Genomic DNA, 14,677 nt, shown 5'->3' with positions numbered 1-14,677 from the left:
CGGCGTCCACAGCAGTCACGTGACCGATGCGCCCGGCACGCGCCCGTTCGTAGCGTCGTGGGCATGACCACCTCTCCCGACACCATCGTCCTGGTCCACGGCTTCTGGATGACCCCCCGCAGCTGGGAGGACTGGAAGAGCCGCTACGAGGCGCAGGGGTACCGCGTCCTCACCCCGGCGTACCCCGGCCTGGAGGTCGAGGTCGAGTCGCTCAACGCGGACCCGTCCCCGCTCGTGAGCCTCACCGCGCAGTCCGTCGTCGAGCACCTCGAGGCGGTCGTCAAGGAGGTCGAGACGCCGCCGATCATCATCGGCCACTCGGCGGGCGGCGCGTTCACCCAGGTGCTGCTCGACCACGGTCTCGGCGCGGCGGGCGTCGCGCTCAACTCGGCGCCGACCGAGGGTGTGCGGACCATCCCGCTCTCCCAGGTCCGCTCGACGTTCCCGGTGCTGCGCTCGCCCGCCAACCGCCACAAGGCCGTGCCGCTCACGTTCGAGCAGTTCCAGTACGCGTTCACGAACGTCGGGTTCACGCCCGAGCAGGCGCGCCGCGTCTACGAGCGGTACGCGATCCCCGCGTCCGGCGGCATCCTGTGGAACAGCGTCCTGGCCAACTTCCAGCCCGGGCCGCAGGACATCTGGGTCGACTACGCCAACGCCGGCCGCGCGCCGCTGCTCTTCCTCTCGGGCGAGGAGGACCACATCATGCCGCCGTCGGTGCAGCGGTCCAACGCCGGGAAGTACCACGGCGAGGGCACGGTGACGGAGCACGAGACCTACCCCGGCAAGGCCCACCTCATGACGTCGCAGGAGGGCTGGGAGGAGATCGCCGACCACGCGCTCGAGTGGGCGCTTGCCCACGCGCGGCCCGCCGCCGACTGACGGTCGCGCGACGGGTCAGGGCTCCAGGGCGAGCGGGACGAGCTTCCCGTGCCCGTCGTGGCCCTCGACCCGGCCGGGGACGCGCGAGCGCCCCCGCGCCGCGGCGTCCCACACCTCGACGACCCATGCGGCGGCCGTGTCGACGACGAGGTCGCGCGCGTCGTACGCCGCTCGGCCGGGGGCCACGAGCGGCACGGCGGGGACGGGTCCGTCCTCGCCGTGCACGACCTCGAAGAGCGTGCGGAACGGCTCGACCGCTTGGTCGAGGACGAACGCGTCGGGACCGTCGAGCGAGACGACGACGTCGAGCGTGCCCTCGCCGTCCTGGTCGGGGAACACCGTCACGACGATCTCCTCGGCGGCGACGGGCAGCGCGTCGACGACGGCGCGCAGGCGACGTACCGCGTCGGGCGTCGCGGCATCGAGGTGGTCGCGCAGGCGACGGGCGTGGGTCTCGGCGTCCATCGGGTCACCGTAGCGGCGGCGGGTCGCCGTCGGGTGCGAGGTGCTCGAGCTCGGCGACGAGCGTGCTGTGCTCGGCGTCGCGCCGGACCGCGTCGCCGAGCGCGGCGGCCCGGCGCCGGTACGCAGGGTCGCCGAGCACCTGGCGGACGGCGCGCGCGACCTTCTCCGCCGACGCCTTCCGCGAGAGTGCGACGCCTGCGCCGCGCAGCGTGACGCGCACGGCGTTGTCGCCCTGGTCGCGCCCGTGCGGCAGGACGACCACGGGGCAGCCCGACGCGAACGCCTTGAGGAGCGTGCCGTGCCCGCCGTGCGTGACGACGAGCGCGGCGTCGCGCAGCACCGCGTGGTGGGGAGCGGACGCCACCACGACGACGTTCGCGGCGCCCGGCACCGCGTCGGGCGCGAGCCCCTGGCCGGTCGTGACGACGCCGCGCACGGGCAGCGTCGCGAGCGCCGCGACGATCCGCCGCAGGAGCGCGGCCTGGTCCTGGAACGTGGACGACAGCGCGACGAGGACGAGCGGGTCGTCGCCCGGCGGCGCGGCCCACGGGACGTCGTCGGCCCACGCCGGGTCGTCGAGCACGGGTCCCACGTACCGGGCGTTCGCGGGGAGCGGGCCGGGGAGGTCGAACGCCGGGCTCGTCATGACGAGCTGGCGGCGCGCGGCGCTCATCTGCTCCCAGGAGCGCGCGAGCGGGTCGAGGCCCAGGTCGGCGCGCAGGGCGTTGAGCCGGTCGCGCGTGTAGCGGTCGAACACGCGGGTCGAGAGGCCGGTGATCGTGCGGTCGCGCAGCCGCCCGAGCGGCCCGCGCGCGGGTCTGAGTCCCGCACCGAACGGCGTGCGGCCGGGCGTGGGCAGCGCGTAGACGTTGGGGATCAGGACGTCGAACGGGATCCCGCGCGACTGCGCGGCGATCATCGCGCCGAACGCGAAGACGGACGTCACGACGAGGTCGGGGCGTTCGTCGTCGACGGCCGCGAGGAGATCGCGCGCGTAGTCCGTCGCCGGCCCGGCGATGAGGTGGTCCCCCATGTCGCGCGCCTGCGCGAGCAGGCTCGGCGCCGCCCAGTCCTGGAGAGGGTCGTGCGCCGGGTCGCGGTCGGGGCGGTTCGGCGCCGTGCGCCACGGGACGAGCGTCGCGCCCGTCGCGCGGACCTCGGGCGCCATCGAGTCCTCGGCCAGCACGCGCACCCTGTGCCCGCGCGCCACGAGCCGACGCACGGCCCCCACCTCGGGCGGGACCGTCCCGCCGCCGTCGGTCAGGGCGAAGAGGTACGTGCGAGGCATGGCCCACCTCCCCGGTCGCGGCCGCCCGGTGGAGTCCCGCCCGGGACGTGACGACCGCGTCGCAGGACCACGCTAGCCCGCAGGACCGCTCCGCCAACCCTAGATCTGCTAGGGTCAGTAACCCTAGAAGAACTAGGCATAGGAGTGCCATGCGTATCGACAAGGACCTCGTGGCCGCGTCGGCCACCCCGCTCGTGCTCGGGATCCTCGCCGACGGCGAGTCGTACGGCTACGCGATCCTCAAGCGCGTCGACGAGCTCTCGGGCGGCCGCATGCAGTGGACCGACGGCATGCTGTACCCGCTGCTGCACCGGCTGGAGCGGCTCGGTCTCGTCGAGGCCTCGTGGGGCACCTCCGACGTCGGCCGGCGCCGCAAGCACTACGCGATCACCGCGGCCGGTCGCGAGGCGCTCGTCGAGCGCCAGGCGCAGTGGGACGTCGTCGCGCACGCGCTCCACCAGGTCTGGCGCACGGCGCAGGACGGGCTCCAGAGCCCGCCGCGCGTCGCGGAGGGGTGGGCCTGATGGGCGCCGCGACCGCGCCGACGGACGGGGCGAGCCCTGGACCGCACGCCGCGCTCGAGGCCCAGATCGACCAGTGGCGCGGCTACGTCCGCCGCCGCGAGGCCATCTCCGGCGCGGACGTCGACGAGATGGAAGACCACCTGCGCGAGCGGGTCGAGGACCTGCGCGCGACCGGGCTCGACGACGACGAGGCGTTCCTCGTCGCGGTGAAGCGCATGGGCACGCTCGACGACCTGTCGCGCGAGTTCGCGCAGGAGCACTCCGAGCGGCTGTGGAAGCAGCTCGTCCTCGTCGGCGAGCAGCCGACCGGCCGCACGCGGTCGTGGCGCGAGCTCGCGGTCGTGCTCGCGCTCGCCGTCGCGGCGGGGGTCGCTGTCAAGGTTGCGACAGCGGTCCTCGACCCGGAGACCGTCGGCCTCAACGTCGGGCTCCTCGTGCTGCCGTTCCTCACCGCCTACCTCGCGTGGAAGCGCCAGGTCACCGCGCGGGTCGTCGGGGCGCTCGCCGTGCCGTTCGTCGTCCTGGGCGTCGTCCTCAACGTGTACCCGTTCGAGCCCACGGGCTCGACCCTCGTCCTCGCGGCGCTCGCCGCCCCCGTGACGCTGTGGGCCGTCGTCGGGCTCGCGTACGTCGGGGGCCGCTGGCGCTCGGACGCGCGCCGCATGGACTTCGCGCGCTTCACGGGCGAGCTCGCCGTGTACTACACGCTGCTCGCGCTCGGCGGCGGGGTCCTGCTCGGCCTCACCGCGGGCGTCTTCACGCTCGCCGACGTCGACCTCGAGCCCTACCTCGAGGACTGGATCCTGCCGCTGTGCGTCCCGGCGGCCCTGGTCGTCGCGGCGTGGCTCGTGGAGGCCAAGCAGAACGTCGTCGAGAACATCGCGCCCGTGCTCACGCGCGTGTTCACACCGCTGACCCTCGTCATGCTTCTCGCCGTGTTCGTCGTCCTCGCGACCGCGGGGAACCTCGCCGCCGTCGACCGCGAGCTGCTCATCCTCATGGACGCGATCCTCGTGCTCGTCCTGTGCCTGCTCCTGTACTCCGTCTCGGCACGCGACCCGCTCGCGCCCCGGTCGTTCTTCGACGGGCTCCAGGTCGTCCTCGTCGTCGCGGCGCTCGCGGTCGACGCCGTCGCGCTCACCGCGATGCTCACGCGCATCGCGGAGTTCGGCGTCAGCCCCAACAAGGCCGCGGCGCTCGGGCTCAACCTGCTCCTGCTCGTGCACCTCGTGTGGTCCGCCGTCCTCGCGACGGCGTTCCTGCGCGGACGGCGGCCGTTCGCCGACCTCGTGGCCTGGCAGACCCGGTTCCTGCCCGTGTACGCGGCGTGGGCCGCGATCGTGGTCGTCGTCTTCCCGCCCGTGTTCGGGTTCGTCTGACGCCGTGACGTGCCGTGCCAGGCCGCGGCGGGCCCGGCACGGCACGGAGCCGGGCGGTCGCTCAGCGGACGGGTTGCGGCGCCGCGTCGGCCACCGGGAGCGACGGCGCCTCGCCACCCGCCCGGAACATGCGGCGCACGAGCGGGCGCAGCGCGCGCGACAGCATGACACCGGTCGTCGCGCGCAGCACCGCGGCCTCGGCCCGGCTCCCGGGCACCATGCGCGCGATGCCCCCGCCGGGGATCTTCTTGCCCACCTCGACGAACGGGGCGACGTCCGCCGCGTAGCGCCGCGCCGCACCGGCGGGGTCGTCCGGGGTGGCCCCCAGGTGCGTAGCGAGCAGGTAGGCGCCGACCAGGGCGGTCGCGGTGCCCTGGCCCGTCATGGGCGAGCCGCACGACGCCGCGTCCCCCAGGAGCACGACCCGGCCGGCGACCGGGTCGGGGACGTCGATGCGCACGAGCTCGTCGAAGTAGAGGTCGGCCGCGTCGGACAGCGCGTCGAGGACGGTCGGGGCGTGCCAGCCGGCGTCCTCGAGGAGGCCGCGGACGAGCGCCTCCTGCCGCGCCCGGTCGCCGCGGAGCGCGGGGTCCCGGTCGACACGGAGCGTGAGCAGGGCCTTCGAGGTCGAGGGGTCGAGGTCGGGGCGGATCCCGAACGTCGCTCCGGGCACGAACCGCATGGCGAACCAGCCCGGCTCGACGTCGTCGGGCGTGGGCAGGGTGAAGAACGCCGCGTAGCCGCCGAGGTAGGTCGCGAACTGCTCCTCCGGACCGAACGCGAGCCGGCGGGTCGCGGAGTGGACGCCGTCGGCCCCGACGACGAGGTCGAAGCGGGCGTCGTCGCCGTGCTCGAACGTGACGTCGACGCCGTCGGCGTCCTGGGCGAGCGCGGTGACGCGGTCGCCGAAGCGCACGTCGAGGAGGCCCGGCGCCTCGTCGCCCGCGGCGACGAGCGCGTCGAGCAGGACGCGCGCGAGGTCGCCGCGCGCGATCTCGATCTCCGCGACGGCGCCCTCGCCGTCGAAGTCGGCCATCGACATGCGGCCGAAGACCCGACCCCGACCGTCCACGTAGGCGAGGCCCTCCTCGTGCACGCGGTGCCGGTCGATCGCGGGCATGAGCCCCAGCCGGGTCGCGACCTCGCGGCTCGCGCCGCGGAGGTCGACCGCCTGGCCCCCGGGGCGCGGTGCCGTCGCGCGCTCGACGACCGTGACGCGCCGGCCCTGGCGCACGAGCTGCAGAGCGAGCGTGAGCCCGGCGATGCCGCCGCCGGAGACGAGGACGTGCGGGGTGGTGTCGGTGCCGGTCATGTCGGTGCCCTCCGTTTGGACGTTCGTCTTACACGAATGTCTAACAGACGGATGGCACGCTTGTCTAGGACGAGCGTCTGAATCGCGCGGTAGGCTGTCACCGTGGGAAACCGTGAAGACCTCCTCGCCGGCGCGCGCCAGGTGATCGTCGAGCGCGGCGTCGCCAAGGCGACCGCGCGCGAGATCGCCTCCGCGGCCGGGGTCAGCCTCGCCGCGATCGGGTACCACTTCGGCTCCAAGGACCGGCTCATCACCGAGGCGCTCCTGGAGTCGCTCGGCAGCGGCATCGGCGACTCGATGGAGGCCGTCGTCCAGGAGACCGCCTCGCTCCCGCTCCTCGAGGGGTTCGCCGCCCTGTGGAACCGCATGCCCGAGGTGTTCGGCGCGCACCGCGAGGCCCTGCTCGCGAGCCTCGAGAACTCGGTGCGCGTCCTGCGCGACGGCGAGGCGAGCCGCGAGCTGGCCGCCGCGACCGGGCAGGGCTACCTCGGCATCCTCGAGCACCTGCGAGCAGCTCGCCCCGAGCTGAGCGAGGACGACCTCGCAGCCGTCGCCCGGCTCGACTTCGTGCTCGTGCAGAGCCTCGGCATCCTCTGGCTCCTCAGCCCGGACGCGGTCCCCAGCGGGGACGAGCTCGCACGGGCCGTCGCGGTCATCGCCGGCCGGGCGGGCGACGAGGGCTGACGTCGCCCGCTCTCCCCCGCCCGACCCGCGCGGCCGTCAGGACGCCGGCGTCCCGGACACGACCTCGGCGCCGTCGAGCACCGCGATCAGCTCGTCGAACCACTCGACGTAGCTCGCGTAGGTGAACGGGCGCTTGTCGTCCCACCCGACGACCTGGCCCGCCTGCACCGCGGGCAGTCCCGCGTAGACCGGGTTCGCGGCCATCGCCTCGTCGGAGCCCGTGTAGCTCAGCACGACGTCGGCCGGGTAGTCCGGCACGCGCTCCCAGCTCAGCTCGGCCCAGGCCTCCTGGTCCTGCGGCCCACCGATCGTGAAGCCCAGCTCCTCGAGCAGCGCGAGCTGGCCGAGGTTCTTCTGGCCGACCCACAGCTCCTCGGCGCCGTTGAGCGGCAGGATCGTCAGCGGCTTCTCGGCCGCGATGCCGCGGAGGGTGTCGAGCCGCTCGTCGAACGCGGCCTTCGCCTCGGTGACCTCCGGCGACTCGACGTCGCCGCCGAGCGCCTCGGCCAGCGACGCGTAGTCCTCGATCACCTCGACGACGGGGCGGCCCGCGAACTTCATGCCGACGAACGGCGCGACAGCCGTCGCCTCTTCCGTGACCTTGTCCTCCCACCACGTCCAGGCCGTGCCGTCCTCGTTGCCGAACCCGATCACCAGGTCGGGCTCGAGCGCGAGCAGCTTCTCCAGGTTGAACTCCGCGTCGGCACCCACGACCTCCATCTCGTCGACCTGGGCGTTGCCGATCGACAGCGCGCCCGCCTCGGAGAACCCGTAGCCGAACACGCCTGCCGGGCGCACGCCGTAGTCCCACAGCGCGGCGGCCGAGTAGCCGTCGACGACGACGCTGTCCGGTGCCTCGTCGAGCTCGTACGTCGTGCCGTAGCCCGACGACGTCCAGGACCAGCCCTCCGCTGCCGCGGACGGGGCCGTCTCGTCGGCCCCCGGGTCGGTGCCGGTGGAGCACGCCGCGAGCGTGGCCGCGAGCCCGACGGCGAGCGTGCCGGCGGCGAGGTCCCGTGCGGTGCGCAGGGGCCGGCGGCGCGCGGTTCCGGGCAGGGCGGACGAGGGACGGGTGGTGCGGGTCATGCGTTGCTCCTCCGACGAGGCGGTGCGGGCGAGCGCAGGACGGTGGGGGGCCGGTCGGGCGGGTGGGTCGACCGGTTGGAAACGGGGCCGCGGTCAGGCGCGGCGGGGACGACCCTCGGGCACGACGAGCGGGGTGCCCGTCACGGGGTCGGGGATGATGCGGCACGGCAGGCCGAACACGTCCTCGACGAGACCGGCCGTCACGACATCGGCCGGCGCGCCCTCGGCGACGATCGCGCCCTCCTTCATGGCGATGAGGTGGGTCGCGTAGCGGCACGCGTGGTTGAGGTCGTGCAGCACCGCGACGAGCGTGTGCCCGCGGTCGCGGTTGAGGTCGGCGCACAGCTCCAGCAGCTCGATCTGGTGCGCGATGTCGAGGAACGTCGTCGGCTCGTCGAGCAGGAGGATGGGGGTCTCCTGCGCGAGGACCATGGCGACCCACACGCGCTGGCGCTGCCCGCCGGAGAGCTCGTCGACGAGGCGGCCGGAGAGCTCGGTCGTCCCGGTGGCGGCGAGCGCCCCGACCACGGCGGCCTCGTCCTCGCGCGACCACTGCCGCAGGAGCTTCTGGTGCGGGTAGCGCCCGCGCGCGACGAGGTCGGCGACGGTGATGCCCTCGGGCGCGATCGACGTCTGCGGCAGGAGGCCGAGGCGGCGCGCGACCTCCTTCGCGGGGATCGACGAGATCGACCGACCGTCGAGCACGACCTGCCCCTGCGACGGCTTGAGCAGGCGCGACAGCGCGCGCAGCAGCGTCGACTTGCCGCACGCGTTCGGCCCGACGATCACGGTGAACGACCCGTCGGGGATGGTCACGTCGAGGTCGGAGGAGATGACGCGGTCGTCGTACCCGACCGTGATCCCCTCGGCGTGCAGGCGGTCCGCGAGCGGGACGCGGTCGGCGCGCGCGTCGGTCGGCGCGTCGGCGACGTTCGGGGCGGCCGCGAGGTTCGTGAGAGCCACCGGGGTCCTTCCGGTCTGCGGGTTCGTGGTCATTTGCGGGCCTCGCGGACGAGGAGCCAGACGAGGTAGGCGCCACCGACGCTCACGGTGACGACGCCCACGGGGAGCTGGGTCGGGGCGAACGCGCGCTGGGCGACGAGGTCGCTCGCCGCCAGCAGGACGGCGCCCATGACGGCGGCGGGGAGGATCCGCACGCCCGCGGCGCCCGTGAGGCGGCGCGCGAGCTGCGGGGCGGCGAGCGCGACGAACGCGATGGGCCCTGCCGCCGCGGTCACGAGGGCCGTGAGCGCGACGCCGACGATCACGAGGGCGAGCCGCACCCGCTCGCTGCGCAGACCGAGGGCGGCCGCGGCGTCGTCCCCGAGCTCCAGCAGCCCCATGCGTGGCGCGAGCCACACGAGGGGAAGCGCGATGAGCGCGGCCAGCACGGCCGCGGGGACGGCCTGCGCCCACGTCATGCCGTTGAGCGAGCCGGCGCCCCACACCGCGGCCGCCATCGCGGTCTCGAGGTCGGCCTTGATGATGAGCCACTGGTTGACGGACGCGAGCATCGCGGACACCGCGATGCCGACGATGATGAGCCGGAACCCCTGGACCCCGCGCCGGTAGGCGAGGAGGTACACGACGCCCGCGGTGATGATGCCGCCGACGAGCGCGCCCGCCGCGACGCCGACGTACCCGCCGCCGAGCAGCATGATGACGACGAGCGCGCCCGTGTAGGCGCCGGTGTTGAAGCCGATGACGTCGGGGCTGCCCAGGGGGTTGCGGGTGAGGGACTGGAAGATCGCGCCGCTCGCGCCGAGCGCTGCGCCGAGCACGAGCGCCATGAGCGCGCGGGGCAGTCGCCACTCCACGACGACCATGTGGACCGGGCCGTCGGCCGCGCCGACGAGCGCCTGGAGCACCTGCGGGACGGTCAACGGGTAGTCGCCGGTGGTCAGCGCGACCACGCCGACGGCGAGCGCGACGAGCAGCAGCACCCCGCATACCGCGAGCGTGCGGAGGTCGAGCCGGAGGCTCGCGCGACCGCCGAGCCCGCGCACGACGCGCGTGGGGCGGCCGAAGTCGACGCGGTGCGTGCGGTCGAGCCCGGCACCGCCCGCGGACGGGCCCACGGGCGCGTCGTCCCGGACCGGGGCGCTCACAGCCCGCTCGCCTTCGAACGCCGCACGAGCGCGATGAGGACCGGGGCTCCGACGAACGCCGTGACGATGCCGACCTGGAGCTCGCCCGGCATGACGACGACGCGGCCGACGACGTCGGACACGAGCAGCAGCACGGGAGCGAGCACGGCCGAGTACGGGAGGATCCAGCGCTGGTCGGGCCCGACCGTCCAGCGTGCGACGTGCGGGACCATGAGCCCGACGAACCCGATCGGCCCGGCGGCCGCCGTCGCGGCGCCGCACAGGAGCATCACCGCGACGCCGACGAGGATGCGCGTGCGCCCGACGTGCGCACCGAGCGAGCTCGCGAGGTCGTCGCCGAGCGCGATGGTGTTGAGCGGGCGCGCGACGACGAGCGCGATGACGAGCCCGATCACGACGAACGGCGCGATCGTGCCGGCCATCTCCATCGTGCGGCCGGCGAGCGAGCCCGCGCCCCAGAAGCGCATGCGGTCGAACGCAGCGGGGTCGAGCAGCGTGATGCCCTGCGAGATGCCTCCCAGGACGGCCCCCAGCGCGACGCCCGCGAGGGTCAGGCGCACGGGCGTCGCTCCCCCGCGGCCCTGCGAACCGATGGCGTAGACGGCGATCGTCGCCACGACCGCCCCGGCGAACGCGAACCAGATGAAGGACTGGATGTCCGTGAACCCGAGGAACGCGACCGCGAGCACGACGGCGAACGCCGCCCCGGCGTTGACGCCGAGGATGCCCGGGTCGGCCAGCGGGTTGCGCGTCATGGCCTGGATGAGCCCGCCCGCGACCCCGAGCGCGGTGCCGACCAGGAGGCCGACGATCGTGCGCGGCAGCCGCAGGTCGCGGATGATGACGTGGTCCCCGGAGCCGTCGTACCCGGTCAGCGCGTCCCAGACGGTGCCGAGCGGGACCGGCTTGGAACCGACGACGAGGCTCAGCGCGATCGCGAGCACGAGGACCACGACGGCGACGAGCAGGCCCAGGCTGCGGCCCGCGTTCGTGCGGGCGACCCCGGCAGGACGGTCGTCGCGGTCCGTCGCTGCCCGGCGGGTCCTGTCGGGGACGCCGGCCGGCGCGTCGGCGGTCGCGGGCGAGGTCATGGTGCTCGGATCTGCTCAGGGGGCGCGTGCCCGGTCGGTCGTGGCTTGGTGAGGTTACCCTCACCTTAATTCACGCCGGGGTGGGCCGGGCAAGACGGTGCACAGGGCTCTGGGGGTGACTCCGCTCACTGTCCGTCGGTGGTAAGGCTTACCTCACCTACGATGTGCCGGTGCCTCCGCTCCCGTCGCCTGACCCGTCCCCCGACCCGACCCGGCACGACGGCGCCCCCGACGCCCTGCGCGTCGTGCTCGGCGGGCGGCGCGGCCGCCTCCTCGTCCTCGCCGCGGGCGGGCTCGTGCTGCACCAGGTCACGGAGGCGCTCGTCCCGGTCGTCATCGGGCGCACGGTCGACGCTGCGATCGCGACGTCCGACCCGCGCGCGCTGGCGGTGTGCCTCGGGCTGCTCGCCGCGCTGTTCCTCGTCCTCACCACCGCGTGGCGCCTGTCCTTCCGGCTCACCGCGCGCGTCTTCGAGACGTCGGCCCACGCGCTGCGCACGAGCGTCGTCGGCCACGCCCTGCGACCGCTGCGCCGCCCGCGCCTGCCCGGCGAGGTGCTGTCCGTCGCGGGCTCCGACACGCAGCAGGTCGCCGGCGTCGTCTGGGTCGTCGGCGAGAACGCCGCGGCCGCCGCCGCGCTCCTCACCGCGGCGGTCTCGCTCCTCGTCGTCTCCGTCCCGCTGGGGCTCGGCGTGCTCGTCGTGACGCCGCTCGCCTTGTGGGCGATGCACGCGCTCTCCGGCCCGCTCGAACGACGCAGCACGCGCGAGCAGGAGGAGGTCGCCGCCGCCGGCGCGCTCGCGACGGACACGGTCACCGGCCTGCGCGCCCTCAAGGGCCTCGGCGCGGAGGACGAGGCGGGGCGCCGCTACCGGGTCGCGAGCCGCGCCGCGCTCGCCGCAGCGCTCCGCGCCGCGCGGTCGCGCGCGGGCCACCGGGCCACCAGCGCGCTCGTCGGCGGGCTGCTGCTCGCCGCTGTCGTCGGGGCCGCGGCCTGGATGGCGCTGGAGGGACGGATCACCGTCGGGGAGCTCGTCGCCGTCGTCGGCCTCGCGCAGTTCGTGCAGTGGCCGCTCACGGGCCTCGCCTACCTCGGCGCGGAGGCCGCGGGCGTCCGCGCGTCGCTCGGCCGCGTGCGCGACTGGCTCGCCGAGCCCGCCGACGCCGCGACGACCGCGGGGTCCGACGACGGCTCGCCCGGCCGGGCCGCGGGCGGGGCCCGGGCGCCCGGACCCGGGCACGACGGGCAGGATCGTGCCGTCGAGCCGTGGCACGTGGAGCTCGACGGCGTCTCCACGGACGCGCTCCGCGACGTGACGTGGCGCAGCGAGTCCCCCGGGCTCGTCGGCGTCGTCACGGGCGACCCCGACTCCGCGGCCTCCTTCGCGGCGCTGCTGGCGGGCGGCGAGCCCGCGCGCCGCGGGACCGTCCGGGTCGGCGGGCACGACGTGCGCGTGCTCGACGCGTCGCAGCGGCGTGCCCGTGTCCTCGCCGTCCCGCACGAGCCCGTGCTCCTCGACGGCAGCGTCCACGACAACGTCGCGGTCGTCGTCCCGGGCGCGGCCACGGGGCGGCCCGACGACCCCGGCGCCGTGGTCGCGACGGCGCTCTCGGTGGCGCAGGTGCACGACGTCGCGCCCGGCGCACCGGTCGGGGAGCGGGGCGGCGCGCTGTCGGGCGGGCAGCGCCAGCGCGTCCTGCTGGCCCGGGCCCTCGCGGCGCGGCGCCCGGTCGTCGTGCTGCAGGAGCCGACGTCTGCCCTCGACGCTGCGACCGAGCTCGGCGTGGCGGAGGCGGTGCGCGCGCACCGCGCGGACCTCCTGACGGTGGTCGTGACGACGAGCCCGGTCGTGCTCGGGACGTGCGACCAGGTCCTCCTCCTCGACGAGGGTCGCCTGGTCGCGCGCGGCACGCACCGGGAGCTCCTCGACCACGACGGCTACCGAGAGGCGGTGCTCGCATGACCGCGGTGCTCCCCGACGGCCAGGGTGCCTCGGCACCCGCCGGCCCGCGCGATCCCCTGCCCACGGCGAGCGCGCGCGAGACGTGGCGCGCGGCGCGCGGCCTGCTCGGGCGCCACCGCGCTCTCGCGGCGGGCGCGTTCGTCGCACTCCTGGCGACGAGCACGGCGGGCCTGGCGGTCCCGTGGCTGCTCGGCCGCGTGGTCGACGCGGTCACGGCGCGCGACGCCAGCGCGGTGGTCGTCCTCGTCGTCGCGCTCGCCGTGGTGGGGCTCGCGACGGCGGCCCTCACGCACGTCTCGACGCGCGCCGTCGCCGCGCTGGGTGAGCGGCTGCTCGCCGACCTGCGCGAGCGGGTGCTCGACCGGGCGCTGCACCAGCCGCTCGGCCGGATCGAGCGCGCGGGGACGGGCGACCTGGTGGCACGCGTGTCGGGCGACGTCCGGGTCGTCGCGGACGCCGCGTCGCAGGTGCTGCCTGGCACGACGGGGGCCGCGCTGACGATCGGCGTGACCCTCGCGGGACTGGGCCTGCTCGACTGGCGCTTCGCCGCGGCCGCCCTCGTCGCGGTACCCGTACAGGTCTTCGCTACGGTGATGTACATCCGCCGCACCTCGCCGATGTACCGCGCGACCCGGGTCGCCGAGGCGGTCCGGACCCAGCGGAGCCTCGACGCCCTCGTCGGGGCCGAGACGGTGCGCGCCTTCGGGATCGAGGACCACGCACGCACCGCCGTCGACCGCGCCTCGCTCGACTACGTGGACCACTCGTTGCGCGCCGCGCGCTCCATGACCCGGTTCTACGGGCGGCTCAACGTCGCCGAGCTCCTCGGCCTCGGGTCCGTGCTGGTCGTGGGCTTCGTGCTCGTGCGCGACGGCGCCGCGACCCTGGGCGCGGCGACCGCAGCGGCGCTCTACTTCCACCGCCTCTTCGGGCCGATCAACACCCTTCTCGGCGGTGCGGACGAGCTCCAGCGCGCAGGGGCCGGCCTCGCCCGCCTGGTCGGCGTGCTCGACCTGCCGGACGCGACGGCTCTCGGCACCGCGGACGACACCGACGTCCTCACCCACGGTGGCGACGAGGACGGCACGACGGACGCTCGGCCGCCCGGGCCGGGAGGCGCAGCGGGCGGGGCCGTCCGCCTGCGCGACGTGCGCTTCGCCTACGACGGCGCCGACGTGCTGCACGGTGTGGACCTCGACGTCGCCCCGGGCGAGCACGTGGCGCTCGTGGGGCCGAGCGGCTCCGGGAAGTCGACGATCGCGCGCCTCGTCGCGGGGATCGAGGAGCCCCGCACGGGAACCGTCACGGTCGACCGAATGCCGCCGCGCACCGGGCCCGGGGGCGCCGTCGCGCTCGTGACGCAGGACGTGCACGTCTTCGCCGGCACCCTCGCCGACGACCTGCGTCTCGCCCGCCCCGACGCCACGGACGACGACCTGTGGGACGCGCTGGCGACGGTGGGGGCCACCCGCTGGGTGCACGCGCTCCCCGAGGGGCTCGCGACGCGCGTGGGCGCGACCGCGCACCCCTTGGGCGGGGACCGTGCGCAGCAGCTCGCGCTCGCGCGGCTCCGGCTGCGCGACCCCCGCGTCGCGGTGCTGGACGAGGCCACGGCCGAGGCGGGCAGCCGCGGGGCGCGCGTCCTCGACGCGGCGGTCGCCGCCGTCGCGCGCGGTCGCACGTGCGTCGTCGTCGCGCACCGTCTCAGCCAGGCGGCGGGCGCCGACCGTGTCCTGTACGTCGCCGACGGCCGCGTCGTCGAGCAGGGCACGCACGCCGAGCTCGTCGCCGCGGGAGGACGCTACGCCCACCTGTGGTCGACCTGGTCGGCCGGACGCGACGCGGGAGGCGGACCCGGGCGGCTCACGGGCTCCTGACAGCGGTTCCCCGTCCC

13 protein-coding genes are annotated in these 14,677 nt (G+C 75.4%); 6 read left to right on the top strand and 7 right to left on the bottom strand.

What is annotated here, in order from left to right:
* Positions 1-63 precede the first annotated feature (63 nt).
* On the top strand, positions 64-882 hold the full coding sequence (locus NF338_RS00360; RefSeq protein WP_264028967.1) for an alpha/beta hydrolase: 819 nt from the start codon (positions 64-66) through the stop codon (positions 880-882).
* A 15-nt stretch (positions 883-897) separates the two neighbouring features.
* On the opposite strand, the gene NF338_RS00355 is transcribed toward NF338_RS00360, so the two are convergent.
* Positions 898-1,347, bottom strand: coding sequence for a DUF6389 family protein (locus tag NF338_RS00355; protein ID WP_264028966.1), 450 nt, complete (start codon positions 1,345-1,347; stop codon positions 898-900).
* Positions 1,348-1,351: 4 nt separating this feature from the next.
* Positions 1,352-2,635: a glycosyltransferase gene (locus NF338_RS00350; protein WP_264028965.1), complete on the bottom strand. Its 1,284-nt coding sequence runs from the start codon at positions 2,633-2,635 to the stop codon at positions 1,352-1,354.
* Positions 2,636-2,784: 149 nt separating this feature from the next.
* Between NF338_RS00350 and NF338_RS00345 the strand changes: the two genes are divergently transcribed.
* Together NF338_RS00345 and NF338_RS00340 are read left to right on the top strand one after the other, a co-directional pair.
* Positions 2,785-3,159, top strand: coding sequence for a PadR family transcriptional regulator (locus tag NF338_RS00345; RefSeq protein WP_141389759.1), 375 nt, complete (start codon positions 2,785-2,787; stop codon positions 3,157-3,159).
* On the top strand, positions 3,159-4,538 hold the full coding sequence (locus NF338_RS00340; RefSeq protein ID WP_264028964.1) for a permease prefix domain 1-containing protein: 1,380 nt from the start codon (positions 3,159-3,161) through the stop codon (positions 4,536-4,538). Before NF338_RS00345 ends, NF338_RS00340 begins: the two co-directional genes overlap by 1 nt.
* A 61-nt stretch (positions 4,539-4,599) precedes the next feature.
* Here the strand turns inward: NF338_RS00340 and NF338_RS00335 are convergent, their stop codons facing one another.
* Positions 4,600-5,850: an FAD-dependent oxidoreductase gene (locus NF338_RS00335; protein ID WP_264028963.1), complete on the bottom strand. Its 1,251-nt coding sequence runs from the start codon at positions 5,848-5,850 to the stop codon at positions 4,600-4,602.
* A gap of 102 nt (positions 5,851-5,952) precedes the next feature.
* Here NF338_RS00335 and NF338_RS00330 point away from each other — a divergent pair, with 102 nt between their 5' ends.
* A complete protein-coding gene (locus NF338_RS00330; RefSeq protein WP_264028962.1) occupies positions 5,953-6,534 on the top strand; it encodes a TetR/AcrR family transcriptional regulator in 582 nt (193 codons plus the stop codon).
* 36 nt (positions 6,535-6,570) lie between these two features.
* On the opposite strand, the gene NF338_RS00325 is transcribed toward NF338_RS00330, so the two are convergent.
* The 4 genes from NF338_RS00325 to NF338_RS00310 form a co-directional block, all read right to left on the bottom strand.
* The gene (locus tag NF338_RS00325) at positions 6,571-7,620 is read right to left on the bottom strand and encodes an ABC transporter substrate-binding protein (protein ID WP_264028961.1); all 1,050 of its coding nucleotides are present in this window, start codon (positions 7,618-7,620) and stop codon (positions 6,571-6,573) included.
* Between the two features lie 93 nt (positions 7,621-7,713).
* Complete coding sequence (locus tag NF338_RS00320) at positions 7,714-8,616, bottom strand: ABC transporter ATP-binding protein (RefSeq protein ID WP_412845751.1); 903 nt, start codon at positions 8,614-8,616, stop codon at positions 7,714-7,716.
* On the bottom strand, positions 8,613-9,698 hold the full coding sequence (gene fepG, locus NF338_RS00315; protein ID WP_264029365.1) for an iron-enterobactin ABC transporter permease: 1,086 nt from the start codon (positions 9,696-9,698) through the stop codon (positions 8,613-8,615). The genes NF338_RS00320 and fepG overlap by 4 nt, the downstream gene beginning before the upstream one ends.
* 26 nt (positions 9,699-9,724) lie before the next feature.
* Positions 9,725-10,819 (bottom strand): iron chelate uptake ABC transporter family permease subunit, encoded by a 1,095-nt coding sequence (locus NF338_RS00310; RefSeq protein WP_264028959.1) that lies wholly within the window; start codon positions 10,817-10,819, stop codon positions 9,725-9,727.
* Positions 10,820-10,989: 170 nt separating this feature from the next.
* Here NF338_RS00310 and NF338_RS00305 point away from each other — a divergent pair, with 170 nt between their 5' ends.
* Both NF338_RS00305 and NF338_RS00300 read left to right on the top strand, forming a co-directional pair.
* Positions 10,990-12,783, top strand: a complete 1,794-nt coding sequence (locus NF338_RS00305) for an ABC transporter transmembrane domain-containing protein (protein WP_264028958.1) — start codon at positions 10,990-10,992, stop codon at positions 12,781-12,783.
* The gene (locus tag NF338_RS00300; RefSeq protein ID WP_264028957.1) at positions 12,780-14,660 is read left to right on the top strand and encodes an ABC transporter ATP-binding protein; all 1,881 of its coding nucleotides are present in this window, start codon (positions 12,780-12,782) and stop codon (positions 14,658-14,660) included. The genes NF338_RS00305 and NF338_RS00300 overlap by 4 nt, the downstream gene beginning before the upstream one ends.
* The last annotated feature ends 17 nt before the right edge of the window (positions 14,661-14,677 follow it).

The organism is Cellulosimicrobium sp. SH8, assembly GCF_025818875.1.
GTDB lineage: Bacteria > Actinomycetota > Actinomycetes > Actinomycetales > Cellulomonadaceae > Cellulosimicrobium > Cellulosimicrobium cellulans_D.
The sequence above is the reverse complement of the archived record's forward strand: the minus strand, read 5'-3'. Positions and strand labels throughout refer to the sequence as shown.

Bases quoted from the DNA above. Each gene is read 5' to 3' on its own strand.
- NF338_RS00360 (WP_264028967.1), top strand. From the start codon at position 64: ATGACCACCTCTCCCGACACCATCGTCCTGGTCCACGGCTTCTGGATG.
- NF338_RS00355 (WP_264028966.1), bottom strand. From the start codon at position 1,347: ATGGACGCCGAGACCCACGCCCGTCGCCTGCGCGACCACCTCGATGCC.
- NF338_RS00350 (WP_264028965.1), bottom strand. From the start codon at position 2,635: ATGCCTCGCACGTACCTCTTCGCCCTGACCGACGGCGGCGGGACGGTC.
- NF338_RS00345 (WP_141389759.1), top strand. From the start codon at position 2,785: ATGCGTATCGACAAGGACCTCGTGGCCGCGTCGGCCACCCCGCTCGTG.
- NF338_RS00340 (WP_264028964.1), top strand. From the start codon at position 3,159: ATGGGCGCCGCGACCGCGCCGACGGACGGGGCGAGCCCTGGACCGCAC.
- NF338_RS00335 (WP_264028963.1), bottom strand. From the start codon at position 5,850: ATGACCGGCACCGACACCACCCCGCACGTCCTCGTCTCCGGCGGCGGC.
- NF338_RS00325 (WP_264028961.1), bottom strand. From the start codon at position 7,620: ATGACCCGCACCACCCGTCCCTCGTCCGCCCTGCCCGGAACCGCGCGC.
- NF338_RS00320 (WP_412845751.1), bottom strand. From the start codon at position 8,616: ATGACCACGAACCCGCAGACCGGAAGGACCCCGGTGGCTCTCACGAAC.
- NF338_RS00310 (WP_264028959.1), bottom strand. From the start codon at position 10,819: ATGACCTCGCCCGCGACCGCCGACGCGCCGGCCGGCGTCCCCGACAGG.
- NF338_RS00300 (WP_264028957.1), top strand. From the start codon at position 12,780: ATGACCGCGGTGCTCCCCGACGGCCAGGGTGCCTCGGCACCCGCCGGC.